This window comes from Pseudomonas umsongensis (genome assembly GCF_012647205.1).
Classification (GTDB): domain Bacteria; phylum Pseudomonadota; class Gammaproteobacteria; order Pseudomonadales; family Pseudomonadaceae; genus Aquipseudomonas; species Aquipseudomonas umsongensis.
Window position 1 is genome coordinate 5434115 of record NZ_CP051487.1, and the last position, 22696, is coordinate 5456810.

At 58.9% G+C, this 22696-nt stretch carries 21 protein-coding genes; 8 read left to right on the forward strand and 13 right to left on the reverse strand.

Annotated features, from left to right (window positions below):
* Nucleotides 1-261: 261 nt before the first annotated feature.
* Nucleotides 262-1260, forward strand: a complete 999-nt coding sequence (locus HGP31_RS24495; protein ID WP_151143162.1) for an AraC family transcriptional regulator — start codon at nt 262-264, stop codon at nt 1258-1260.
* Between the two features lie 64 nt (nt 1261-1324).
* Here the strand turns inward: HGP31_RS24495 and HGP31_RS24500 are convergent, their stop codons facing one another.
* From HGP31_RS24500 to HGP31_RS24510, 3 genes are all read right to left on the reverse strand, one after another.
* The gene (locus tag HGP31_RS24500) at nt 1325-2668 is read right to left on the reverse strand and encodes an ATP-binding protein (protein ID WP_020800615.1); all 1344 of its coding nucleotides are present in this window, start codon (nt 2666-2668) and stop codon (nt 1325-1327) included.
* Nucleotides 2665-3342, reverse strand: coding sequence for a response regulator transcription factor (locus HGP31_RS24505; protein WP_020800614.1), 678 nt, complete (start codon nt 3340-3342; stop codon nt 2665-2667). The genes HGP31_RS24500 and HGP31_RS24505 overlap by 4 nt, the downstream gene beginning before the upstream one ends.
* A 117-nt stretch (nt 3343-3459) precedes the next feature.
* Nucleotides 3460-4062: a hypothetical protein gene (locus tag HGP31_RS24510; RefSeq protein WP_020800613.1), complete on the reverse strand. Its 603-nt coding sequence runs from the start codon at nt 4060-4062 to the stop codon at nt 3460-3462.
* A gap of 146 nt (nt 4063-4208) precedes the next feature.
* Here HGP31_RS24510 and HGP31_RS24515 point away from each other — a divergent pair, with 146 nt between their 5' ends.
* Nucleotides 4209-5003 carry a dienelactone hydrolase family protein gene (locus tag HGP31_RS24515; protein WP_168758840.1) on the forward strand — a complete coding sequence of 265 codons (795 nt, stop codon included), beginning with the start codon at nt 4209-4211 and terminating at the stop codon, nt 5001-5003.
* A 68-nt stretch (nt 5004-5071) separates the two neighbouring features.
* Complete coding sequence (locus tag HGP31_RS24520) at nt 5072-5797, forward strand: 4'-phosphopantetheinyl transferase family protein (protein WP_202807815.1); 726 nt, start codon at nt 5072-5074, stop codon at nt 5795-5797.
* A 92-nt stretch (nt 5798-5889) separates the two neighbouring features.
* On the opposite strand, the gene HGP31_RS24525 is transcribed toward HGP31_RS24520, so the two are convergent.
* Together HGP31_RS24525 and HGP31_RS24530 are read right to left on the reverse strand one after the other, a co-directional pair.
* Nucleotides 5890-7500, reverse strand: a complete 1611-nt coding sequence (locus HGP31_RS24525; RefSeq protein WP_168758841.1) for an ATP-binding protein — start codon at nt 7498-7500, stop codon at nt 5890-5892.
* A complete protein-coding gene (locus HGP31_RS24530; RefSeq protein ID WP_151143168.1) occupies nt 7497-8219 on the reverse strand; it encodes a response regulator in 723 nt (240 codons plus the stop codon). The genes HGP31_RS24525 and HGP31_RS24530 overlap by 4 nt, the downstream gene beginning before the upstream one ends.
* 748 nt (nt 8220-8967) lie before the next feature.
* Between HGP31_RS24530 and HGP31_RS24535 the strand changes: the two genes are divergently transcribed.
* A complete protein-coding gene (locus HGP31_RS24535; protein WP_033045505.1) occupies nt 8968-11862 on the forward strand; it encodes a ribonucleoside-diphosphate reductase subunit alpha in 2895 nt (964 codons plus the stop codon).
* 219 nt (nt 11863-12081) lie between these two features.
* On the opposite strand, the gene flgE is transcribed toward HGP31_RS24535, so the two are convergent.
* The 6 genes from flgE to HGP31_RS24565 all read right to left on the reverse strand — a co-directional run bounded on the left by flgE (nt 12082) and on the right by HGP31_RS24565 (nt 17214).
* The gene (gene flgE, locus HGP31_RS24540; RefSeq protein WP_168758842.1) at nt 12082-13431 is read right to left on the reverse strand and encodes a flagellar hook protein FlgE; all 1350 of its coding nucleotides are present in this window, start codon (nt 13429-13431) and stop codon (nt 12082-12084) included.
* A 32-nt stretch (nt 13432-13463) separates the two neighbouring features.
* Complete coding sequence (gene flgD / locus HGP31_RS24545) at nt 13464-14186, reverse strand: flagellar hook assembly protein FlgD (RefSeq protein WP_168758843.1); 723 nt, start codon at nt 14184-14186, stop codon at nt 13464-13466.
* 15 nt (nt 14187-14201) lie between these two features.
* Nucleotides 14202-14645: a flagellar basal body rod protein FlgC gene (gene flgC / locus HGP31_RS24550; RefSeq protein WP_020800603.1), complete on the reverse strand. Its 444-nt coding sequence runs from the start codon at nt 14643-14645 to the stop codon at nt 14202-14204.
* Between the two features lie 3 nt (nt 14646-14648).
* On the reverse strand, nt 14649-15056 hold the full coding sequence (flgB, locus tag HGP31_RS24555; protein ID WP_020800602.1) for a flagellar basal body rod protein FlgB: 408 nt from the start codon (nt 15054-15056) through the stop codon (nt 14649-14651).
* A gap of 351 nt (nt 15057-15407) precedes the next feature.
* Complete coding sequence (cheR, locus tag HGP31_RS24560; RefSeq protein WP_033040711.1) at nt 15408-16235, reverse strand: protein-glutamate O-methyltransferase CheR; 828 nt, start codon at nt 16233-16235, stop codon at nt 15408-15410.
* A gap of 46 nt (nt 16236-16281) precedes the next feature.
* Complete coding sequence (locus HGP31_RS24565; RefSeq protein WP_168758844.1) at nt 16282-17214, reverse strand: chemotaxis protein CheV; 933 nt, start codon at nt 17212-17214, stop codon at nt 16282-16284.
* A gap of 81 nt (nt 17215-17295) precedes the next feature.
* Here HGP31_RS24565 and flgA point away from each other — a divergent pair, with 81 nt between their 5' ends.
* The 4 genes from flgA to HGP31_RS24585 all read left to right on the forward strand — a co-directional run bounded on the left by flgA (nt 17296) and on the right by HGP31_RS24585 (nt 19905).
* Entirely contained in the window at nt 17296-18057 is a 762-nt protein-coding gene (flgA, locus tag HGP31_RS24570; protein ID WP_168758845.1) for a flagellar basal body P-ring formation chaperone FlgA, read from the forward strand.
* 167 nt (nt 18058-18224) lie between these two features.
* Nucleotides 18225-18551 carry a flagellar biosynthesis anti-sigma factor FlgM gene (gene flgM / locus HGP31_RS24575; protein ID WP_020801353.1) on the forward strand — a complete coding sequence of 109 codons (327 nt, stop codon included), beginning with the start codon at nt 18225-18227 and terminating at the stop codon, nt 18549-18551.
* Nucleotides 18552-18599: 48 nt separating this feature from the next.
* Nucleotides 18600-19067 (forward strand): flagella synthesis protein FlgN, encoded by a 468-nt coding sequence (locus tag HGP31_RS24580; protein ID WP_020801352.1) that lies wholly within the window; start codon nt 18600-18602, stop codon nt 19065-19067.
* A gap of 91 nt (nt 19068-19158) precedes the next feature.
* Nucleotides 19159-19905, forward strand: coding sequence for a flagellar brake protein (locus HGP31_RS24585; RefSeq protein WP_033040709.1), 747 nt, complete (start codon nt 19159-19161; stop codon nt 19903-19905).
* 63 nt (nt 19906-19968) lie between these two features.
* Here HGP31_RS24585 and HGP31_RS24590 read toward each other — a convergent pair whose 3' ends face one another.
* Nucleotides 19969-21333, reverse strand: a complete 1365-nt coding sequence (locus HGP31_RS24590; protein WP_020801350.1) for an MFS transporter — start codon at nt 21331-21333, stop codon at nt 19969-19971.
* A 60-nt stretch (nt 21334-21393) separates the two neighbouring features.
* Nucleotides 21394-22635 carry a glutamine synthetase family protein gene (locus tag HGP31_RS24595; RefSeq protein WP_168759224.1) on the reverse strand — a complete coding sequence of 414 codons (1242 nt, stop codon included), beginning with the start codon at nt 22633-22635 and terminating at the stop codon, nt 21394-21396.
* Nucleotides 22636-22696 lie beyond the last annotated feature (61 nt).

The following is a 22696-nucleotide window of genomic DNA, read 5'->3' on the forward strand; positions in this document are numbered from 1 at the left end:
GAGGGATTTGTTTTTTCGAGCTGCGCGACGGCAGGCATCTGCTGGTTCCATCGCAAGGCCCGTGCCACCTTGTACGAAAAGTCTGTAAGCCTTGTGACAACAAGGGCTGCAGGTTTTTCCAGGGCCGCGCACGACGTTTGAGCCATGGCGGATTTCCGCCCACTCGTCGAATCACACCCCGGTAATCTGGCGGATATCCGCCTTGTTCATGGGTATGAAGCGCGGCTACCATCCGTCGTTCAATGGACGGACTTGCCTGCTATGCGCGAACGCACCATCGCCAGTCATTTCGCCCGCGCCGTTCTCGGTGGGGCGCAACGGCGTGGCTACGATTATTCAGGACTGCTGCAGCAATTGGGGATCAGCCCCGAATTGCTCGACGAGCCTCGAGCGCGCATTCCTCCGGAACAATTCACCCGCCTGATCCAGGGACTTTGGCTGGCATTGGACGATGAGTACCTGGGTTTCGGGCAAGGTGTCAGCAAGCCAGGCAGCTTCGCGATGATGTGTCATGCCGTTATCCATTGCCGCAATCTGGATAAGGCACTGCATCGCGGATTAATGTTTTACAGCCTATTCCCGGACGCCCCGCGCCTGACGCTGGCGCGCGAAGACGAAATGATTCGACTGAGCCTGGATGACTCACACCTCTGGGACCCGGAACATTTCCTCACCGAGAGTCTATTGGTGATCTGGCATCGCTTCGCCAGCTGGTTGATCGGCCAGCGTATTCGGCTGGAGCACGCCACGTTCAGCTATCCGCGACCGGAACATGGTGCCGAATACGAGTTGTTGTTCTCGTGCCCGCTCGAGTTTTCGGCACAACAGAGCAGCCTGCTGTTTCACAGCCGCTACTTGGACATGCCACTGTTGCAAGACGAACGCACGCTCAAGCAGTTCCTTGAACGCTCGCCTGCCGATCTGTTATCACGCCCCGATGACGGCCACAGCCTGAGTAGCCAGTTGCGACGCTTGCTCAGTCGCGACAGGTCACCCTGGCCGGATCTGGAGGCCGTGGCTGCGCACCTGCATATCAGCCAGCAAACGCTACGCCGGCATCTGCGTGAAGAAAACACCAGTTTTCAGGAGCTGAAGGACCAACTACGCCGCGACATCGCCATTTATCACCTGGGCCGCAACGACTTGCCATTGCAACAGATCGCTGAGCAATTGGGATTTTCCGAACCGTCAGCGTTTCATAGGGCATTCAAGAAGTGGACCGGACTGACGCCAGGGGCCTATCGGGCTCGGGATTTGTAGGAGCCGGATTGCTGGCGATAGCGTCTGTACGATCGCCATCGCCAGCAAGCTGTCTCCTACAGCATCACGCCTGCGGAAACTGAATACGGAAAGCCGCACCGCCCAGGGGCGAGTCACCCAGGGTAAGTCTTGCGCTATAGCTTTCGATGATGTCCTTGACCACCGCCAAGCCAATACCCTGCCCCGGATGCTGTCGGTCCAGGCGCTCACCGCGCTGCAGGATCCGTGTGCGCTGATCGAGCGGGACGCCTGGACCATCGTCTTCTACACATATCTCGATTCCGTTAAGGGCGCGCACGCTGACGCGCACCTCGCTCAGGCACAGTCGATAAGCGTTCTCCAGCAGATTGCCCAACATTTCCAGCAAGGCGCCCTGCTCGATAGGGACCAGACACGGCTCCGGCAAATCGAAGGTTACTTGTACCTGTTTGTCGCGATAGACCTTGTCCAGTGTGTCGCAAAGGCTCTGCAACACCGGTTGCAGGCGCACCTGATGACGCACCAGACCGCTTTTGCGCAGGCTGGCTCGTTGCAGTTGGTAACTGATCTGCTGGCTCATGCGCTCAATCTGTGTCTGCAGCACCCAGGCCTGCTCCCGGTCCTCAGGGCGTTGCGCCATGCCTTCGCTGACACCCTGCAATACCGCCAGTGGGGTTTTCAAGCTATGAGCCAAGTCGTCGAGTGAATCGCGATAACGGCTACGCTGTTCGCGCTCGCTGAACAGCAGACGGTTGAGAGAGCCAGTCAGGCGCAGCAGTTCACGCGGGTGCTGTTCACTCAGGCTTTCGCGGGTTCCGCTTTCGATCTCATCCAGTTCCTGGCTCAGCCGGCGCAATGCCTGCAACCCCCAGGTCAAGCCGACCCAAAGCAACGCCAGAAGCACCAGTAACGCCGCGCCGAAACCCAAGTACAGGTTGTCTCGCAGGCCGCCGAGCGTGGCGTCGTATTCACGCGCCGGTTGCAACGCGACAAAGCTGAACGCCGCACTTTTGCCACCGAGGAGTTTGACCTCGACGTCATAGACGAAAAATTCCTGGCCATTGTCCTGGCGAATCCTGGCAAATTCATTACCGCGCCCGTCGTAACGCGGCTTGTAATTGATATTCGCGTCAAGGGTGTCCTTCGAACGCCACACCAATTGGCCCTCGCGGCTGTAGATGTAACCGAGCAAATTGCCATCAGCCAGGTTGAAGCGCTCATCGGGCAACTGTTCCGGCATCAGCAAGCGGTTGTTCTCAACCCGTGCGGCGGAGATCAACGTGGTGACGTCCGACGCCAATCGCTGCTCGATGGCATCCTGCAGTGCCAGGCTGAATGCTCCCTGCATCGCCGGCAACAATGCCAGCATGAACAATACCGCCAGGATCGTGGCGGCGAGCATCAGGCGAACGCGAAGAGAACCGATCAAGTGCAACGCTCGGTGAACAGATAGCCCAGCCCACGCACCGTATCAATTGGCTTGAAACCGGAGGTACCTTCGAGTTTGCGACGCAGCCGGCCAACCAGCACTTCAATCACGTTCGGATCGCGGTCGTCATCATCGGGATAAAGCTGCTCCATCAAACGATCCTTGGGCACCACCTGCTGGTGGTGGCGCATCAAGTACTCGAGTATCCGGTATTCATACGCGGTCAACGCCAGGGGTTGCTCATCAAGGGTCGCCTGCTTGCGATTGAGGTCCAGCAGTAGCGGCCCGGCAACGATCGTTGACTGGGTAAACCCGCTGGAGCGACGCAACAATGCATTTAGCCGAGCTTCCAGTTCTTCAAACTGGAAGGGCTTGACCACATAGTCGTCGGCACCGGCAGCAAGACCTTCCACCTTGTCCTCCCAGTTACCACGTGCTGTGAGGATCAGGATCGGAAAGGTCTTGCCCTGCGAGCGCAACTGACGGATCAGATCCAGCCCGCCCATGCCCGGCAACCCGAGATCAATCACCGCCAGGTCATGATTGAACTGCCCTGTCTGGTACAGCGCATCAACGGCGTTGGCCACGGACTCGACCACATGGCCGCTATCCGTCAGGCGGGTTTGCAGGTGATGACGCAACAGCGCTTCATCCTCGACGACCAGCAGTTTCATCTCGCTCTCCCAGGCAAATCAAATACTCCAGAGGCACGATTGACGGACCTCCATGGTTGACGGGCCGCGCCGGATCAATCTCCTGGATTGACCCGGCGCGGCGGTCACACTCGCTTTTCAGAAAGCGTAGTTGGCTGAAAGGTAGGTCTGTGCGCTGCTGGTCAAGCTCAGCGAACCTTGTTTGCTACCACCTCGCTCACTCATTTCGGTGCTGGCGTTACTGCGCAGGTAACGGTACCCCAGTTCAACAGAAGTGTTTTGCGAAACCTGTTGCAGAATGCCTGCCTGTGCACCGATGGCGTAACCGATGTTGCTGTCGCGACTGAAGCCTGGTGATTCCTGGGTCATTTTGGTCAATCCGGCCGAGGCTCCGCCGAACAGCCTGGTATCAGTACCCAGCGGATGGAACAGGTCGAAGCTGCCCAGCAGGTTTTCCTGACGCAGTTTAATGCCATTGTGCGAGCCCGACACGTTATCGTAAGTGGCGTAGTAGCGGCCTTGGCTGTTTTGCTGGCCTACACGCAAGCCCCAAGTGTTGTCCTTGCCAATCACGCCGTCGGCGTTCGGCCTATTCAGGTTATCGTTCAAGGCGTGGGATTTTTTGATCTTGTCGCTGGTCTGCCCATAAGTGAGGCTGGCGAAACTGTCGTTGGAAGCGATCGCTGCGGTGCTAGCGCCGAAGACGGTGAATGCCAGCAGCAGTTTTTTGAATCCAGTCATGGGTGAAGCTCCTCAAGAGTTAGCGTTGTTTTGGCTACGAGGCAAGATTAACCACGCGGCCCTGAACCCACCCTGAACACCCGCTTAACCTGAGCTGAACCATATCCACCCAGATGTTTCGAGGTTTTTCTTGCAGGAGACCGACCATGCGCATGCTCTTCGCCCTCTTCTTACTCGCCGCCAGCGGGCTGGCCCAGGCCGCCATCAAGACTCAGGAAATCCCGTACCAAAGTCCCGACGGCACACGGATGTTTGGCTACTACGCCTTTGATGACGCAATAAAAGGTCCGCGTCCCGGTGTCGTGGTGGTACATGAATTCTGGGGGTTGAACGACTACGCCAAGCGTCGCGCCCGCGACCTCGCCGGTCTGGGCTACAGCGCCCTGGCCATCGATATGTATGGCGACGGCAAGAATACCGAGCATCCCAAGGACGCAATGGCCTTCATGCAGGCCGTGCAAAGGGACAACGCAATTGCCAGTGCGCGGTTTCAGGCGGGACTCGAATTGCTCAAGCGACAGGCGCAAACCGATCCGAAAAAGCTTGCCGCCATTGGCTACTGCTTCGGTGGCGGCGTGGTGCTCAATGCCGCTCGCCAGGGTGTTCCTCTGGCGGGTGTCGTGAGTTTCCATGGCGCGCTGGCGACCAATACCCCTGCGACACCAGGCAGCGTCAAGGCGAAAGTCCTCGTCGAACACGGCGCCCAGGACAGCCTGGTCACACCGCAAAACGTCGCGGCCTTCAAGGCCGAGATGGACCAGGCCGGCGCTGACTACCATTTTGTCAGCCTCGACGGCGCCAAGCACGGTTTCAGCAACCCCGATGCTGATCGCTTGAGCCATGGCGATCATGGCGGGCCGGATATTGGCTACAACAAAGTGGCGGATGAAAAATCGTGGGCGGATATGCAGGCATTTTTCAAGAAGATCTTTAGCAAGTAGATCCCGTATTGAGGGGCTTTTGTGGCAAGCACTACCCAGCATCAAGGCAACCCGGCAAAATGCCCGACATGAATTCCGTCCCTGCCCTGCCCGTTTGCTGCACGCCCCTCGATGCCCATTGGCCGCTGCCGTTGGTGCTGCCCGACGTAGTGCTGCTGAGTACCCACTTCGATACTTCGCAACTGCACAGCGATGACTTCCAGCTCAGCGCTATCGAGGCGCCCGCGAGCATTCAGCGCTCGGTCGCCAAACGCCAGGCAGAATTTCTCGCCGGGCGAATCTGCGCCCGCGCAGCCCTGCATCAATTGGAAGGCCTGAACTTCAGCCCGGCCATCGGTGATGACCGGGCACCTGTGTGGCCTGCGCACATCACCGGTTCGATCACCCACAGCACCGGTCGGGCCGCGGCGATTGTCGCCAGGAAAACCCATTGGCGAGGGTTGGGGATGGACCTGGAAAACTTGCTCAATGCCGAACGTGCCGAACGCCTGGCCGGGGAAATCCTCACTCCGCCGGAAATGCAGCGCATGGCCGCTGGGCGTCGTGATCAACTGGCGTTGCTGGTCACCCTGACTTTTTCAGTGAAAGAGAGCCTGTTCAAGGCGCTTTACCCGATCGTCCAACAACGCTTCTACTTCGAACACGCCGAGGTGCTGGAGTGGAGCGAATCAGGTGAAGTGCGGTTGCGGTTGTTGACCGACCTGTCCGGCGAGTGGCGCAACGGTACCGAGCTCGAGGCACAGTTCGGGGTCAAGGATGGGCAGTTGTTGAGTCTGGTCAGCATCAAGGCCTGAAGACTTCTGCAGCTTGTAAGGGGCTCTTCGCGGGCAAGCCTCGCGCCTACGGCTCTACGTCGATCACAACATGAGGTTCGACAAAAAACCGCTCACCGCCTCTCCTGATTCCTCGGCCAGCTCAAGCTGAAACACGCGCCGCCCAGGCTTTTGCTCTTGCCAATCAACGCCCGGCCGTCGTGCCAATGGATGATCCGCCGCACGATCGACAATCCCAATCCATGGCCGCCCGAGGCCCGGGTCCGGCTGTCGTCGAGTCGCAGGAATGGTGTGAAAATTTTCTCCCAGGCCATTTCCGGAACTCCCGGCCCGTCATCTTCGACATCCACCCGACAGCGCTGTTGCCCCACCTGATAACTGATGGTGACCCGCGAATGGGCATGGCGCATGGCATTGCTCACCAGATTCTGCAGCGCCCGGTGCAGGTAGCGCGGCTCCGCCTCGACCCACGCGTCGTCACAGTCGGCGGCCGACAGGCACAATCCTCGTTGCACCGTGACGTCGGCGCGCAAGGGCGCCAGCTCCTCGATCACCTGATTGACCAAGGCGTCCAGGTCGATACGCTGGAAATTCAGTGCCGGCGAGCCCTGCTCCAACCGCGCGTAAGTCAGCATCTCGTCGACCAGGCGGTCGAGGTCCTCGATATCGTGGTCCATGCCTTCGCAGTATTTTTCCAGGGCTTGCGGTGTCTTGGCCGATCCGATCATTTCCAGGCCAAAGCGCAGGCGCGCCACCGGCGTACGCAACTCGTGGGACACGGCACGTACCAGCTCGCGCTGTATGGCCAGCAGTTGTTGCAGATGCTCGGCCATGCCGTTGAACGCCGACGCCAGTCGCCCCACCGAGTCCGCGCCCCGCGTCGGCACACGGGTTTCCAGACTGCCCTTGGCGATCCGCGTGGCCGCCGCTTCCAGCCCGCGCAGACGGCGCTCCAGTTGCCGCACCAGCAGGTAGACGATCAGGCCGATCAGGCTCAGCCCCAGTGCGGCAATCAGCACCAGCCACTCGGGTGGATACGGATTCATCTGGTACAACGGGCCGATTTCCAGCACCCACGGCGTGCCAACCATACCGGCGAACACCCGGATCGAATCGCCCTCCTTGCCCAGCGCCATCACGGTGTCGCCCTCGGACACCCGACGGCTCTGGTCTTCGTCCATGTCGGCTTCCTGGACCGTGACCAGACGCAAATCGAAGCCAAACCCCTTGTCCTTTTTCAATTGCGCCAGGCGCACCGGCTGCTCGCCCACGGGGTAGCGCACCAGCTCGTCCGCCAGGAGGTAAATCGTCGCCCGGGCGAGTTGTTCGCTGATCTGCTGGACATCCCCCGTAAGCACAAGCTGTTCCTGGTCACTGACCAGTCGATAGACTCGGGCCGCATGCGGGCCGGTCTTCTCCACCAGGGCCTGGCCACGCAAGACGCGGGTGCGCTGGGTGAGGTCGAGATCGGTCTGGGCAAAGGTTTTCAGCGCCAGCGGAATCCCCAGCAGCCGCTCCCACACCAGCAACGCCCGCTGGCGCTCGGTCTTGTTCATCGGCTGCAGGTTATCGGCCATCAGCGAAAAGGTGCCGTGGGCCAGTCGTTCCCGGTACTGCTCGCCGCGCACCTGGTTGAGCATGTGCAAGGCCAGCACGCCAAGTACCGCCACCAATATCAGCGCGGCACACATGCCGCCGTAGATACGCAGGAAGATCGAGTTCACGGGGTTGGGTCTACGCAGGCCTCGGGGACAAACAGATAACCTTTGCTGCGCACGGTCTTGATCAGTCGCGGATGGTCCGGGTCATCGCCGATCTTGGGGCGGATGCGCGAGATGCGCACGTCGATGGAACGGTCCTGGCCGTCATAGCCAATGCCGCGCAACGCGGTGAAGATTTCTTCCCGGGACAGGATGCGTCCGGCGTTGGCAACCAGCAGCCAGAGCAAGTCGAATTCGGCGCTGGTCAGTTCGATGCCACTGTCGTGCAGCCAGGCTTCGCGCAATGCATTGTCCACCACCAGCGGGCCGAATTGCAGGCGTCGTTGTTTTTCCGGGGTCACCTCCGGCGCCTCGCTGCGTCGCAGCAATGCCTGGATGCGCGCCAACAGCAAGCGAGGGCGCACCGGCTTGCACACATAGTCGTCGGCGCCCAGGTCGAGGCCGAGGATCTGGTCGGTGTCGTCGGTGCGTGCGGTGAGCATCAGGATCGGACCGTCATAACGGTCACGAACCTTGCGGCAAATACTCAGGCCATCTTCGCCTGGCAGCATCAGGTCGAGAATGACCAGGTCCGGTTGTTCCTTGATGATGCGGTTCGCGGCCAGCGCACCATTGCCTTCGACCGATACACGCAGGCCATTGGCTTGCAGGTAATCGCGTGTCAGTTCGGCCAGACGTTGATCGTCCTCCACAATCAATACCTGCCAGGCTTCTTGTTCCACCGGTGACCTCTACTTGCCAGAACGCTCATAAGGAAGGATCCGCCCGTCTTTTTGTAATGATAGGGGTGGATAAATTGGGTACACGCCGACCGATTGTATAAACGTCGCCCACTCAGAACACAAGCCGGCATATACGTTCGGACAACAGAGTTTTTTGTGATAGGGTTCGCGCCCTTAAAAATCCGCTCGGGCGTTTTCGCGGCTTGAAAATCGATGAAAAAAAGCCGGGTCCAGCAGCGTCGCGGCCTGCACGCCGATTCCTTTCACAACACACAATTTACGCACAGGTTTATCCACAGGTAGTACGTTGCAATCACCCCCCAAAACGCATTATCTTGTAGCCCAGCGTAAAAAAAACCCTAGATGTAGGGTTTTTCGTGAAATACCAAACACAAACCGGATACCAAATTCAAGCGCTTTTATTGCCTCTTTCCGGTTGAACCAAACGTAATTTCCAAAGCCCAAAACCGCGCGCGCGGATGGCTACTGTATTTCGGCCCATGGGGTGAAAAACGGTACGGGTGTTGCAGTGCAACTGCCACCTCCCAACTGTCATCTCAAAGGACCAAGGTCTCAGGCCCAAGGCGTGAGACCAAAGACTTCGGCATGGAAGCGGCGCCCAATAGCCCCCTTCCTACTGTCCCGAAGTTGTTATGCCCGGCCTTGGCCGGTTGTAGTGCTTCAGGACGGAACGGTGGGCACCGAGATGGTGCCCAATCAAACATAGAGAATGTGGAGACACCCCCCGATGCAAACCGACACAACTCGCGAGAACCCGCAGGGCACCTTGCCGCAGGCCGCTGATTCGAATTCGGATCTGTCCGCCACCGCGCCGGGCCAGCTGCGTGTGATCAAGCGTAACGGCACTGTCGTTCCTTATACCGATGACAAGATCACCGTCGCCATCACCAAAGCGTTTCTCGCAGTTGAGGGTGGCACCGCTGCCGCTTCGTCGCGCATCCACGATACCGTGGCGCGCCTGACCGAACAGGTCACTGCCACCTTCAAGCGTCGCATGCCATCGGGCGGCACCATCCACATCGAAGAAATCCAGGACCAGGTCGAACTGGCCCTGATGCGTGCCGGCGAGCAAAAAGTCGCTCGCGACTACGTGATCTACCGTGACGCGCGTTCCAAGGAACGCGCCGCCCACGCTCCTGCCGAAGAAGCGGTCAACGCTCACCCGTCGATCCGCATCACCCGCGCAGACGGTAGCCTGGCGCCGCTGGACATGGGCCGCCTGAACACCATCGTTACCGAAGCGTGCGAAGGCCTGGAAGAAGTCGACGGCGACCTGATCCAGCGTGAAACCCTGAAAAACCTGTACGACGGCGTGGCCCTGACCGACGTCAACACCGCCCTGGTGATGACCGCCCGTACCCTGGTCGAGCGTGAGCCGAACTACTCGTTCGTGACCGCGCGCCTGCTGATGGACACCCTGCGTGCCGAAGGCCTGGGCTTCCTCGGTGTTGCCGAAAGCGCGACCCACCACGAGATGGTCGACCTGTATGCCAAGGCCCTGCCTGCCTACATTGCCAAAGGTATCGAATTCGAATTGCTGAACCCGGTCCTGGCCGACTTCGACCTGGAAAAACTCGGCAAGGCGATCAACCACGAACGCGACCAGCAGTTCACCTACCTGGGCCTGCAAACCCTGTACGACCGTTACTTCATCCACAAGGATGGCGTGCGTTTCGAACTGCCGCAGATCTTCTTCATGCGCGTGGCCATGGGCCTGGCGATCGAAGAGAAACAGAAAGAAGACCGTGCGATCGAGTTCTACAACCTGTTGTCGTCCTTCGACTACATGTCGTCGACTCCGACCCTGTTCAACGCCGGTACCCTGCGTCCACAGCTGTCCAGCTGCTACCTGACTACCGTGCCGGATGACCTTTCGGGCATCTACCACGCGATCCACGACAACGCCATGCTGTCGAAATTCGCTGGCGGCCTGGGCAACGACTGGACCCCGGTTCGTGCGCTGGGTTCGTACATCAAGGGCACCAACGGCAAGTCCCAGGGCGTGGTGCCGTTCTTGAAAGTAGTGAACGACACCGCCGTCGCCGTGAACCAGGGTGGCAAGCGCAAAGGCGCTGTCTGTGCCTACCTGGAAACCTGGCACATGGACATTGAAGAGTTCATCGAGCTGCGCAAGAACACCGGTGATGATCGTCGTCGTACCCACGACATGAACACCGCCAACTGGATCCCTGACCTGTTCATGAAGCGCGTCTTTGATGACGGCAAGTGGACCCTGTTCTCGCCGTCCGAAGTGCCGGACCTGCACGACCTGACCGGCAAGGCCTTCGAAGAGCGCTACGAGTACTACGAAGCCCTGACCGAGTACCCAGGCAAGGTCAAGCTGTTCAAGACCATCCAGGCCAAAGACCTGTGGCGCAAGATGCTGTCCATGCTGTTTGAAACCGGCCACCCATGGCTGACCTTCAAGGACCCGTGCAACCTGCGCAGCCCGCAGCAGCACGTCGGCGTGGTCCACAGCTCGAACCTGTGCACCGAGATCACCTTGAACACCAACAAGGACGAGATCGCCGTTTGCAACCTGGGCTCGATCAACCTGCCGAACCACATCGTGGGCGGCAAGCTGGACACCGCCAAGCTGCAACGCACCGTGAACACCGCCGTTCGCATGCTCGACAACGTGATCGACATCAACTACTACTCGGTGCCGCAAGCGAAGAACTCCAACTTCAAGCACCGTCCGGTCGGCCTGGGCATCATGGGCTTCCAGGACGCGCTGTACCTGCAGCACATCCCTTACGGTTCCGACGCTGCCGTCGAGTTCGCCGACAAGTCGATGGAAGCGGTCAGCTACTACGCGATCCAGGCTTCCTGCGACCTGGCTGACGAGCGTGGCGCCTACGAGACGTTCCAGGGTTCGCTGTGGTCCAAGGGCATCCTGCCACTGGATTCGCAACAGATTCTGATCGAGCAGCGCGGCCAGAAGTACATCGATGTCGACCTGAACGAAACCCTGGATTGGGCACCGGTTCGCGCCCGTGTTCAGAAAGGCATCCGTAACTCGAACATCATGGCCATCGCACCGACCGCGACCATCGCCAACATCACTGGCGTTTCGCAGTCGATCGAACCGACCTACCAGAACCTGTATGTGAAGTCGAACCTGTCGGGCGAGTTCACGGTGATCAACCCGTACCTGGTTCGCGACCTGAAGGCTCGCGGCTTGTGGGACTCGGTCATGATCAACGACCTGAAGTACTACGACGGTTCGGTGCAGCAGATCGAGCGCATCCCGCAAGAACTCAAGGAGCTCTATGCAACCGCGTTCGAAGTGGACACCAAGTGGATCGTCGATGCGGCCAGCCGTCGTCAGAAGTGGATCGACCAGGCTCAATCGCTGAACCTGTACATCGCTGGCGCTTCGGGCAAGAAGCTGGACGTGACCTACCGCATGGCCTGGTACCGTGGTCTGAAAACCACCTACTACCTCCGTGCCCTGGCCGCGACCAGCACCGAGAAGTCGACCATCAACACCGGCAAGCTCAACGCTGTTTCCAGCGGTGGCAACCACGGTGACGACTCGGTCCTGGCAGCACCAGCCGGCCCTGCTCCAGTGCCGAAGGCTTGCGCCATCGACGAGCCGGATTGCGAAGCTTGCCAATAAGCTGAGCCGGTAACACTAGACCCCCGACAGGCCCCCGGCTTGTCGGGGGTTTTCTTTTGCCCACGAAAAAGATCGCAGCCTCGCTTCGCTCGTCAGCTCCTACATTGAAAATGCGATCCCTGTAGGAGCTGACGAGCGAAGCGAGGCTGCGATCTTTTGATCAACAAAAAAGCCCCTCTTGCGAGGGGCTCCTTGTGCAGAGCTTTGAGCTATTCCACATCAGGCCATCTGAATGATGGTCTGCATGATGGTGCTCTGGGTAGAGATGGTCTTGGCGTTCGCCTGGTAATTGCTCTGCGCCTTGATCAAATCGACCAGCTCATTGGTCACGTTGACGTTGGACTCTTCCAGGGAGTTGGAGCGGATCGTACCCAGCGAGCCGGTTTCCGGCGCGTCGTAGCCCGGGATGCCCGAAGCGTAGGTTTCTTTCCAGCTGGTACCGCCGACTGCCTGCAGGCCTTGTTCGTTGGTGAAGCTGGCCAGCGCCAGTTGGCCAATCGGCTTGGTCTGATAGTTACTGAAGTTTGCCAACAGCACACCGCTGCCGTCGATGGTCAGGTTGGTGATCTGACCCGTGGCATAACCGTTCTGCACGGGAATAGAGCGCGCGGTATCGGCGTTGAACTGAGTCGTGTTATCCATGGCAATTGTCAGGCCTGCCGGATCGGCGGCTGCACCATTGGCCGTCCAGACACCATCCTTGACTGTGCCCGGGGTCCAGTTGGTGACTTTCAGCTCATTGCTGATCACCGGAGCAGGCGTTGGAACGGTCGGAGGCACGGTGGGTGGAACCGGCGTGCTGACCGACACCAGCTTGCCCGACGTGTCGAAGGTCATGGTCGAAGCGATTGGCGGCGTCGCAGCGTCCGTCGGGTCACTGCCGTCCGGATTACGGTTATCGATCAGGGTGTAGGTATCCCAAGTGTTCGGCCCCGTCTTGACCATGTATTGATCCATGGTGTGCTGGTTGCCCTGAGTATCAAAAACCGGCGTACTGAACTGGTTGGTAAAGGTTTCGGATTTGCTAGGGTCGAATTTGTTGGTTGCCACTGCCTGATCGATCACGGGAGACGTCGAGTTCAGGTTGATCGTCGACGACACCGTGGTGGTGGATTTTGGCGCCAGGTTGGAGGTGTCGATGCGCAGGTCGGTCAATACGCCTTTGACAATCTTGCCATTGTTATCAACACCATAGCCCTGCAGGCGCGAGGTGCCATCGCTGTTGGTGACGTAGCCTTCCTTGTCGACCTTGAACGTGCCCGCGCGGGTATAGGATAACGAGCCGCTGTTGTTCAGTACGAAGAAGCCTGAGCCGTTGATCCCCATGTCCAGCACGTTACCGGTGGCGCTGATGTCGCCCTGGGTAAATTGTTGGGAAACGTTGGCCAGGCGCACGCCGCTGCCGGTGACCTTGCTGCCGGTACCCAGCTTCGACGCCGAGTACACATCTTCGAATTCTGCGCGGGACGACTTGAAGCCGGTGGTTGCCACGTTGGCGATGTTGTTACCGGTGACGTCCAATTGCTTGTTGGCGGCATAGAGACCGCTAAGGCCGATGTTGAAAGACATATTCCACTCCTTTTGTGCCGCGTTAGTCGGCTCTATATACCAATGGTTTGCACTTTGGACAGGGCGACACTGCCGAGCCCGGCCAGGTTGAGCATCAACTCACCGCCGGTCTGGCTGATGGTCACGCTGTTGACCGTTGCCGGCAGATTGGTGACCAGTGCCACGGCCTTGTCATCGATGGTGGTGCTCGCCACAAAGGTATAAGTACCCGAATCCACGACCTTGCCGGCATCGTCCTTACCATCCCAGGTGAAGCTGCCAGTGCCGGCTTTCTGATCATCCAGGGTGATGGTACGGATGGTCTTGCCATCCTTGTCGGTGATTTTCACCGACACTTCAGCCACCGACTGTGGAATGACGACGGAACCGGTCATGCCCTTCGTGGTGTCGACCACGGCCTTGTCGCCCGGTGCGATGACGGAACGCCCGACCAGTGCCGAAGCCTGCAATGCCTGGGACGAGTTGTAGTTGCCAGCGATGCCGGACACGGTATCGTTGAGCGTGGTGATGCCTTCCAGGCTGCTGAACTGCGCCAGTTGTGCCACGAACTCGCCGTTGCCCTGAGGCTCCAGCGGGTTCTGGTTTTTCAGCTGGGTCACCAGTAATTGCAGGAACGCATCCTTGCCCAGGGCCTTCTTGCCCGTGGCACTGCTGGCCGCCGATGTGAGGCTGTCGGAATTGGTATTGGTCTTGATCGACGAGTTGGCCAGGATGTCGTTGAGGCTCAGACCACTGGTGGTATCGGTAACACTCATCTGAGTCGCCCCTTATCACTGACCGAGGGTCAGGACCTTCTGCATCATGGTTTTGGCGGTATTCATCATTTCGGCGTTGGTCTGGAACGAACGGCTCGCGGAAATCATGTCAGCCATTTCTTCCACCACGTTGACGTTCGGGTAGTAGACATAGCCCTTGGCATCGGCGGCCGGATGGTTCGGCTCGTAGCGTGCCTCAAGGTTGCTCTGGTCCTCGACCACGCCCAGTACCTGCACGCCTTGCCCGGCTGCGTCCTGGTTCTGGAACAGAGAATCGCTGCCAGCACCTTGAGCGCCCTGGAACATGGTGGCGAACACCGGGTGACGCGCACGGTAGGTCTGGTCGATGCTCGACGAGACGGTCTCGGCGTTGGCGATGTTCGAAGCCACGGTGTTCAAGCGCGTGGTCTGGGCACTCATGCCGCTACCGGCAATGTTGAAAACACTGGAGAGAGACATGACTTATTCTCCGCGCAGGGCTGACACCAGCCCTTTGAATTTGCTGTTGAGCAGGGTGAAGCTGGCCTGGAAGTTGACCGAGTTTTCTGCGTAGTTCGACTGTTCCAGCTGGGCGTCCACGGTGTTCTGGTCGATCGACGGTTGCATCGGCGTGCGGTACATCAGCGACTCGTCGCCATTGCCCAGGCCCTGGGCCTCGATGTGACGGCTGTTGGTCATGTTCAAGGCGAAGGTGCCATTCTTGGCCTTGTCGTTCTGCGCCTCGAGCACTTTCGAGAACTCCAGGTCCCGAGCCTTGTAGTTGGGGGTGTCGGCGTTGGCAATGTTGTTGGCCAGGACTTCGGCACGCTGAGCGCGGAAGCCCAATGCCTTTTCGTGAATACCGAGCGCTTTATCGAAGCTGATGCTCATGGCGGGAAACCTTCGGCTGACCTGTTTTTCGTGAGATGGTCAAAGCAAGCGTCATGCCAATTTAGAAAACCCCATAAACCGGGGCTTTGCGGGCAACGACCCATGCGGCAACGACAGAAAAGCGGCAACCGGTTTCCGCTGGATGCCGCTTTTCTGCCGCTTCCCGTGGACAACACATACCCTGTAGGAGCTGCCGCAGGCTGCGATTTTTTGATTTTGTTTTTTAAGATCAAGTCCAAAAGATCGTCCGAACGCGGCCCGAGCCTTCGGCAGCTCCTACGTGATGCAAGCGCGACAGGCATAAAAAAGGAGCCCTGTGGGCTCCCATTTTTTATGCCTGTCGCGCTTGCATCACTTCGCCTGGTAAATAATCCCCGGGCTGCATTGGACCATCTGGTAATGGTCCGGCAATCCGTTCAGCGCTTCGGAAGCACCGAGGAACAGATAACCTCCCGGCTTCAACGTGCTGTGAATGCGCAAAAGGATGTCCTTCTTCACTTCGGCGGAGAAGTAGATCAGCACATTGCGACAGAACACGATGTCGAACTTGCCAAGGCCGGCGTAGCTGTCCAGCAGGTTGAACGAGCGAAACTCGACCCTGCTCTTGATCGGCGCCTTGATGGCCCAGCGCCCCGGCCCCTTGGGGTCGAAATAACGCTGCAGCCGCTCGGGAGACAAGCCGCGACCGATGGCCAGGCTGTCGTACTCGCCGGTCTTGCAGTTGTTCAGCATGGTGCCCGACAGGTCGGTGGCAACGATCTGTACGCCCATTCTCAACTGCCCGGCATTGAACCGCTCGAACTCATCGATGGACATCGACAGCGAATACGGTTCCTGACCCGACGAGCAGGCCGCCGACCAGATCCGCAGACGCTGACCGGGGCTGGCCTTGATCGCTTCGGGCAGCACCTTGTTTTTCAAGACTTCAAACGGATAGGTATCACGAAACCACAGGGTTTCGTTGGTCGTCATTGCATCCACCACCATCTCGCGCAACCCGCTGCGCGGCTGGGTCTGAATGCGCTGGACCAGCTCACCCAGGGACTTGATGCCTTGCTGCTCCATCAGTTTGTTGAGACGGCTGGAGACTAGATATTGCTTGTTTTCACCGAGCAAAATGCCACAGGCTTTTTCCAGGAACACCCGGAACTGTTCGAAATCCAAATTACCCGTAGACAATGCTGCCGCCTCTAAAATCGTGTTGACTGCCGGGGGCCGAACGCCCCTAGCTGATGTCTGCTGCCTTGATCCGGTCGACTACCCGGGATGCCAGGTCATCAGGACGGAACTTGGCCAGGAAGTCATCGGCACCGACCTTCCTGACCATCGCCTGATTGAATACACCCGACAACGAAGTATGCAGGATGATATGAAGCTTTTGCATGCGAGGGTCGTTGCGGATCTCCGCCGTGAGGGTGTATCCGTCCATTTCCGGCATCTCGATGTCGGAAATCATCATCAGGAACTCCTCCTCTGGCCTCTTGCCCTCGTCGACCAGTTTGCGCAGGTAATCCAGCGCTTGGCGACCGTCGTTCAACGCCACCACATCAACACCGACCGTTTGCAGGCACCGGGTGACCTGTTTGCGCGCCACTGACGAATCATCGACCGTCAGCACGCGCAAGGAGAGCGCCTTGTGCTGGGTCTCGACATCCACCACGCCAGCGGAGATCGCTTCCGGGGTCGGCGCCACTTCCGCCAGTACCTTTTCGACGTCGATGATTTCCACCAACTGGTTGTCGACCCGGGTCACCGCCGTCAGGTAGTGATCACGTCCGGTGCCCTTGGGTGGTGGATGAATCTCCTCCCAGTTCATGTTGACGATGCGTTCCACCGAGCGAACCAGGAATCCCTGGGTCTTGGTGTTGTACTCCGTGATGATCACGAAGGGGTTGTTCTTGTCCTTCAAGCCACCGGAACCGGTCGCCATCGCCAGATCAAGGATCGGAATGGTCGCCCCCCGAATATTTGCCACGCCACACACGACAGGACTGGACTTGGGCATCAGCGTCAGTTTGGGGCATTGCAGCACCTCCCGCACCTTGAACACGTTGATCCCATACAGCTGCTGGCCGTCGAGACGGAACAACAGCAACTCAAGGCGATTTTGCCCCACCAGTTGCGTGCGCTGGTTCACCGAATCCATTACACCAGCCATGCCTGACTCCTACGCCAACGCTAAGTGTTGTTGCGACGCGCCTTCTTCACTAAACGGCACGGCGCTTGCTTTTTACATGTCATGAACTCAGAACCGACATTATTCCGACGCCTGACCACCCGCTGCCGCCAATGGCTGGGGGTGTTGTCGTCTGTTTGCCTGTTCAACGCTGGCAGCCCTGCCCTTGCTGACGCGGTTACCTTGCCTGACATGCTTATCGGCGTCACCCAGGGCTTTCTTGAATTCACCGTAGAGGACTATCTGGCGACCAGTCAAACCCAGGGTCGCTATGAAATCCAGGTAAACCCGCTCGATCCGCGTCTGCGCATGCCGATGTGCGACAAGGAATTGACAGCCACGCTGGAGAGTCCGGCCAAGCCCTTGGGCCGCGTAACGGTCAAGGTTCGCTGTGAGGGAACATCCCCCTGGACAGTCTTCGTGCCCGCTCAAGTACGCCTGTTTCGCGAGGTCGTCACGACCACCCGGCCACTGCGCCGCGCCGGTATTATCGAGCCGCAGGACGTCATGCTGCGTGAGCGCGATATCAGCCTGCTTAACCAGGGGTACCTGACTGCCGTGGACCAGGCTGTCGGGCAGCGACTTACCCGACCAATGGTCAACGATCAGGTCATCAGCCTGGTGCACATCGAACAAGCGGAAGTGATACGCAAGGGCGACCAGGTAGTGATTACCGCCCGCAGCGGTACGCTCAGCGTGCGAATGCCCGGCGAGGCATTGGCCAGTGGCGGCCTGAGCGAACAGATTCGAGTCAAGAATCTCAATTCCAAACGGGTCATCAAGGCACAGGTGATCGCACCAGGCCAGGTGGAAGTGTCCATGTAGGATTTACTGTGGGTGAAGATGTGGCGCCGGCCTCGGCGGTTCCCTAAACTGTGTGCCAGGCACGGCAAGCGCTGGCGCGCGCAAGCTCATTTGATGAATGAGCCTAAAGTTTTTCAGGGAATGGCCGAAAACATGGCAAGCGTCCAAATTCCCAGAGGTTTTTTAACATGGTTATCGATTTCAGCCGATTGAACAGCTCCCCGTCAGTCACGGGCAGTACACGTACCAGCGCCGCCAGGGAAACCGCCGAATCCGGCAAACCTGCCGAGCCTACCTCCGCGGCCGAACAGGCCAGTACCGTCAAAAGCGGGGAGTCGGTACATCTGAGCAATGAGGCGCAACAGTTGCAAAAGATCTCCGATACGCTGCGTGATCAGCCTGTCGTCGACAAATCCCGCGTGGCTGAGTTGAAAGCAGCTATCGCCGATGGCAGCTATAAAGTCGACAGCAACCGTGTAGCCAGCAAACTGCTCAACTTCGAAGCCCAGCGCTAGGCCTAGGCCCGCGCCAGGCTTTTGGACGCTTAAACCCCAAGGCCAGCCATGCACGACACTAATTTACTGCAACTGATCACCGACGACCTTGCTCCAGCGCAACGCTTGCTGGAATTACTGCAAACCGAATCCCTCGCCCTGCACGGCCGCGACATGCGGTTGCTGGAAGAAATTCTGGCGCACAAGCAGGCATTGGTCATCGAACTCGATCAGCATGGCCGCAGACGCAGTGAGATTCTCGCCAGCCTCAACTTGCCAGCCAACCGCAGCGGTCTGGAGCAACTGGCCAGTCAATCGAGCATTGGTCAAGAACTGCTGGTGCAAAGTGATGCGCTGACCGACCTGTTGGCTCAATGCCACGCCGCCAACGCCGACAATGGACAGTCGATCCTTGTACAGCAGGCCGCCACGGCCACCCAGCTGAGAATCCTTAACGGCGGTGACCAGCCCGCGCTCTATGACGCCAGCGGATCATTCTCCCGGTTAGTGAAACCGCGCCCGCTCAGTCAGGCTTGAGCCTGTCTATAAGCACGCTCTATCAAGACGCGAAACATGATGGCAAAATGCCGCTTGCCGTAGTCAACATTTGTCTGGAGATTGATTAACCGTGTCCAATGCCTTAAACGCGGAAGATGCTCCGCAGCCTCCCAAGGTGCTCAGAACGCCCCTGGAGATCTCCGGCAATTTGCGCCAGCTGCTAGACAGCCATGACCCGCTGATCATCACGTTCCACGAGCGCAGCCAGCGCTTCCAGAGCTATCTGGTGGACCTCGATCGCGAGCGCAACATGATTGCCCTGGACGAAATGATTCCCCGCGATGGCGAACGTTTCCTGCTGGCCGGCGAACCCTTCAAAGTCGAAGGTTTTCATGAAGGCGTGCGCATCGCGTGGGAAAGCAATGGCCCGCTGACCATCGACGAATCCAACGGCAGCCGTTGCTACCGTGGAACCCTGCCCGATGAAGTCGTCTACCACCAGCGCCGCAATGCATTCCGCGCTGCCTTGAAATTGGCCCAACTGGTCAACGTCAATCTGGACGGTGAAAAACTCAAGGCATCGATCAGCGGCAAGCTGCTGGACATCTCCGCCACTGGCTGCAAGTTGCGCTTTGAAGGCGATATCACCGGCAGCCTGCAACTGGGTCAGGTTTACGACCGTTTCAACGCCGATCTGCCTTTCGGCAAAATGACGGCACCGGTTGAACTGCGCTACCTGCACTTTGAAGAAAAGATCTCCACCACTTTCGCTGGCGTTCGTTTCCACAACATGAGCGGACTGGTGCAACGTCAGGTCGAGCGGTTCGTCTACCAGCTGCAACGCGAAGCGCGGCGCTTCGACAAAGACGACTTCTGAGGCAACGCTTCAAGCAAAAACGGGCAGCCCCTTGCGGTGACTGCCCGTTTTTTTGCCTGAATGTCAGGGCCTGGCCTCGGTAAAACTCTGCTCCCTGCCAGAATCCGGTTCTTGCGGGGGAGGATCGGTTTCCGGTTCCGGTTCCGGACTCGGATCGGAGGGAAGTGGATTCTGCATCTGATCCTGCACCACCTGCTCGTCCACCCTTGGATCCAGGGCCGCCACCAGTGGTGAACTCGACATACTGTCTGGCATGGCGACGTGATGCAGCGGTGCGTCGTCCACCTGATGCAAATTGGTCACCGCTTTCGGACGAATTCGCCACACCAGCACCAACGCGAAGAAACTGAAGAACGCATAGAGCATCTGGCTGCCGAACAACTTCATCAGCACGCCCGCCACCAGCGGACCGATGCTGGCGCCAACGCCGTAGGTCACCAGCAACATCGCCGTCAACGATACACGTCGATCGCCCTCGACATGGTCATTGGAGAAGGCCACTGCCAACGGATACAGGCAGAACTGGACCAACGAGCAAAGGAACCCGGCAACGAACAGGACCTCCAGCGGCACCCGCTCCATGATCGCCAACGGCAAGGCAGCCAACGCCAGGCTAAACGCAAAACAGCGAATCAACAGCGCCCGATCATAGCGATCGGACAACCATCCCAACGGCCACTGCACCAGCAACCCGGCAAAAATGCAGCTACCCATGAACAGGCCGACCTGCTCCGTGGACAGCCCTTGCTGGGAGGCGTACAGCGGTGCCAGACCGTAGAACGAGCCGACAATCAGGCCTGCGCCCAGGACGGTACTCAATGACTGTGGCACCCGCTTGATAAAGAACCGCGGCTCCATCGGTGCGGGATGCAAAGGCGCCGGGTGAATCCGTCGGGTCAGGGCCACCGGCACCAGGCAAAGCGTGAAACATAGGGCTACCAGCATCAGCAGTTCCAACCCCAGCCCCGGGTGCATGACCAGAATCAACTGACCCAGCACCAACCCCAGGTAGGAGGCGATCATGTATCCGCTGAACACCAGGCCGCGCTGCTTGGCATCGGCCTGCTCATTGAGCCAGCTCTCGATGACCATGTACTGGCACATCATGCCGAGACCGACGATCACCCGCAGGAACAACCAGGCAGGCAACCAGTCCACCAGGCCATGGCCCAGCACCGCCGCGCCGACTATCCCGGCGCAGGCCGAATAGGCTCGAATATGCCCGACCCGGGCTATCAACCGATGGCCGATCTTGCCGCCCAGCACCAGGCCGAAATAGTTGGCAGCCATCAACGCGCCGACCCACAGGCTATCGACATGATCGGCAGCCAGGCGCAAAGCCAGGTAAGTACTCAGCAGGCCCGAGCCGATCAACATCATCAGCGACGCGAAATAAAGCGCTCGAAAGGACTTCCAGATTAGGCGCAACGAGCGACTCCTTGCAGTGGGTGACGGGCTATTAAACGATAGCCCGGTGTCGACATTTCATCAGGCCTGGGCGGCCAGGACACGCCGTTCCCAGGGAGTAATTTCATCAAGGAAACTGGTCAATTCCATGGTCTTCGAAGCGACGTAGCCTTCGATGAATTCCTTGCCGAACAGTTCAATTGCCAAATGGCTACGTTTCAGACGCTCAAGCGCTGCATGCAAGGTACAGGGCAATGAAAGTTTATCCGGTACCTGGAACTCACCCTGAACCGGTTCGTCGGGCTCCAGTCGATGCTCAATGCCATACAACCCGCAGGCCAGGCTCGCTGCGATCGCCAGGTATGGGTTAGCGTCAGCTCCTGGCAATCGGTTCTCGACCCGACGAGCGACCGGCGAGCTGGCGGGGATGCGCAATCCAGCCGACCGATTGTCATGGGACCAGCAGGCATTATTCGGTGATGCAAAGGGATGGCACAAGCGCTGATACGAATTCACGTTGGGTGCAAACAGCGCGGTAAAATCCGCCATGCCGGCTTGCTGCCCCCCTATGAAATGGCGAAAGGCAGCAGTCGGTTGACCGGCTTCGTCACTGAAGACATTGCGCCCCGTACCGATCTCTATGATGCTCTGGTGAATGTGCATCGAACTGCCTGGCGTGTGCGCCAATGGCTTGGCCATGCAAACCACGATCAGGCCGTGCTTGAGCGCGACTTCCTTGAGTAAATGCTTGAACAGGAATGTCTGGTCTGCCAGCAGCAAAGGATCGCCGTGCAGCAAGTTGATTTCGAACTGACTGATGCCCATCTCGTGCATGAAGGTATCGCGCGGCAAGCCCAGCGCAGCCATGCACTCATAGACCTCGCGGAAGAACGGCCGCAGGCCGTTGTTGGAGCTGACACTGAACGCCGAGTGACCTTCCTCGCGTCGACCGTCCAAGCCAGTCGGCGGCAGGAAGGGTTGGGTCGAATCGGTATTGGGAGCGAAGACAAAAAACTCAAGTTCAGTCGCCACCACCGGTGCAAGGCCCACCGCCGCGTAACGCGCGATGACCGCCTTGAGCTGGCCGCGGGTCGACAGACTGGAGCTTTCGCCCGACAATTCATCCGCATCACAGATGGCCAATGCCCGAGGTTGCTGGCTCCAGGGCAAGCGGTGGATCTGCGCCGGATCAGGGACGAGCGCGAGGTCGCCGTCATCGCAACCGTAAAAGCGTGCCGGCGGATATCCGCCCATGATGCATTGCAGCATCACTCCCCGCGCCATCTGCAAACGACGTCCTTCGAGGAAGCCCTCGGCAGTCATCACCTTGCCTCGGGGCACGCCATTCAAATCCGGTGTAACGCATTCGATCTCATCAATGCCC

Excerpts from the sequence above, each read along its gene's own strand:
- flgE (WP_168758842.1), bottom strand. The coding sequence starts at position 13,431 with ATGTCTTTCAACATCGGCCTTAGCGGTCTCTATGCCGCCAACAAGCAA.
- HGP31_RS24595 (WP_168759224.1), bottom strand. The coding sequence starts at position 22,635 with ATGACTGCCGAGGGCTTCCTCGAAGGACGTCGTTTGCAGATGGCGCGG.
- HGP31_RS24535 (WP_033045505.1), top strand. The coding sequence starts at position 8,968 with ATGCAAACCGACACAACTCGCGAGAACCCGCAGGGCACCTTGCCGCAG.
- HGP31_RS24580 (WP_020801352.1), top strand. The coding sequence starts at position 18,600 with ATGCACGACACTAATTTACTGCAACTGATCACCGACGACCTTGCTCCA.
- HGP31_RS24505 (WP_020800614.1), bottom strand. The coding sequence starts at position 3,342 with ATGAAACTGCTGGTCGTCGAGGATGAAGCGCTGTTGCGTCATCACCTG.
- flgM (WP_020801353.1), top strand. The coding sequence starts at position 18,225 with ATGGTTATCGATTTCAGCCGATTGAACAGCTCCCCGTCAGTCACGGGC.
- flgB (WP_020800602.1), bottom strand. The coding sequence starts at position 15,056 with ATGAGCATCAGCTTCGATAAAGCGCTCGGTATTCACGAAAAGGCATTG.
- HGP31_RS24510 (WP_020800613.1), bottom strand. The coding sequence starts at position 4,062 with ATGACTGGATTCAAAAAACTGCTGCTGGCATTCACCGTCTTCGGCGCT.
- flgD (WP_168758843.1), bottom strand. The coding sequence starts at position 14,186 with ATGAGTGTTACCGATACCACCAGTGGTCTGAGCCTCAACGACATCCTG.
- HGP31_RS24515 (WP_168758840.1), top strand. The coding sequence starts at position 4,209 with ATGCGCATGCTCTTCGCCCTCTTCTTACTCGCCGCCAGCGGGCTGGCC.
- flgC (WP_020800603.1), bottom strand. The coding sequence starts at position 14,645 with ATGTCTCTCTCCAGTGTTTTCAACATTGCCGGTAGCGGCATGAGTGCC.
- HGP31_RS24495 (WP_151143162.1), top strand. The coding sequence starts at position 262 with ATGCGCGAACGCACCATCGCCAGTCATTTCGCCCGCGCCGTTCTCGGT.
- HGP31_RS24565 (WP_168758844.1), bottom strand. The coding sequence starts at position 17,214 with ATGGCTGGTGTAATGGATTCGGTGAACCAGCGCACGCAACTGGTGGGG.
- HGP31_RS24520 (WP_202807815.1), top strand. The coding sequence starts at position 5,072 with ATGAATTCCGTCCCTGCCCTGCCCGTTTGCTGCACGCCCCTCGATGCC.
- flgA (WP_168758845.1), top strand. The coding sequence starts at position 17,296 with ATGAACTCAGAACCGACATTATTCCGACGCCTGACCACCCGCTGCCGC.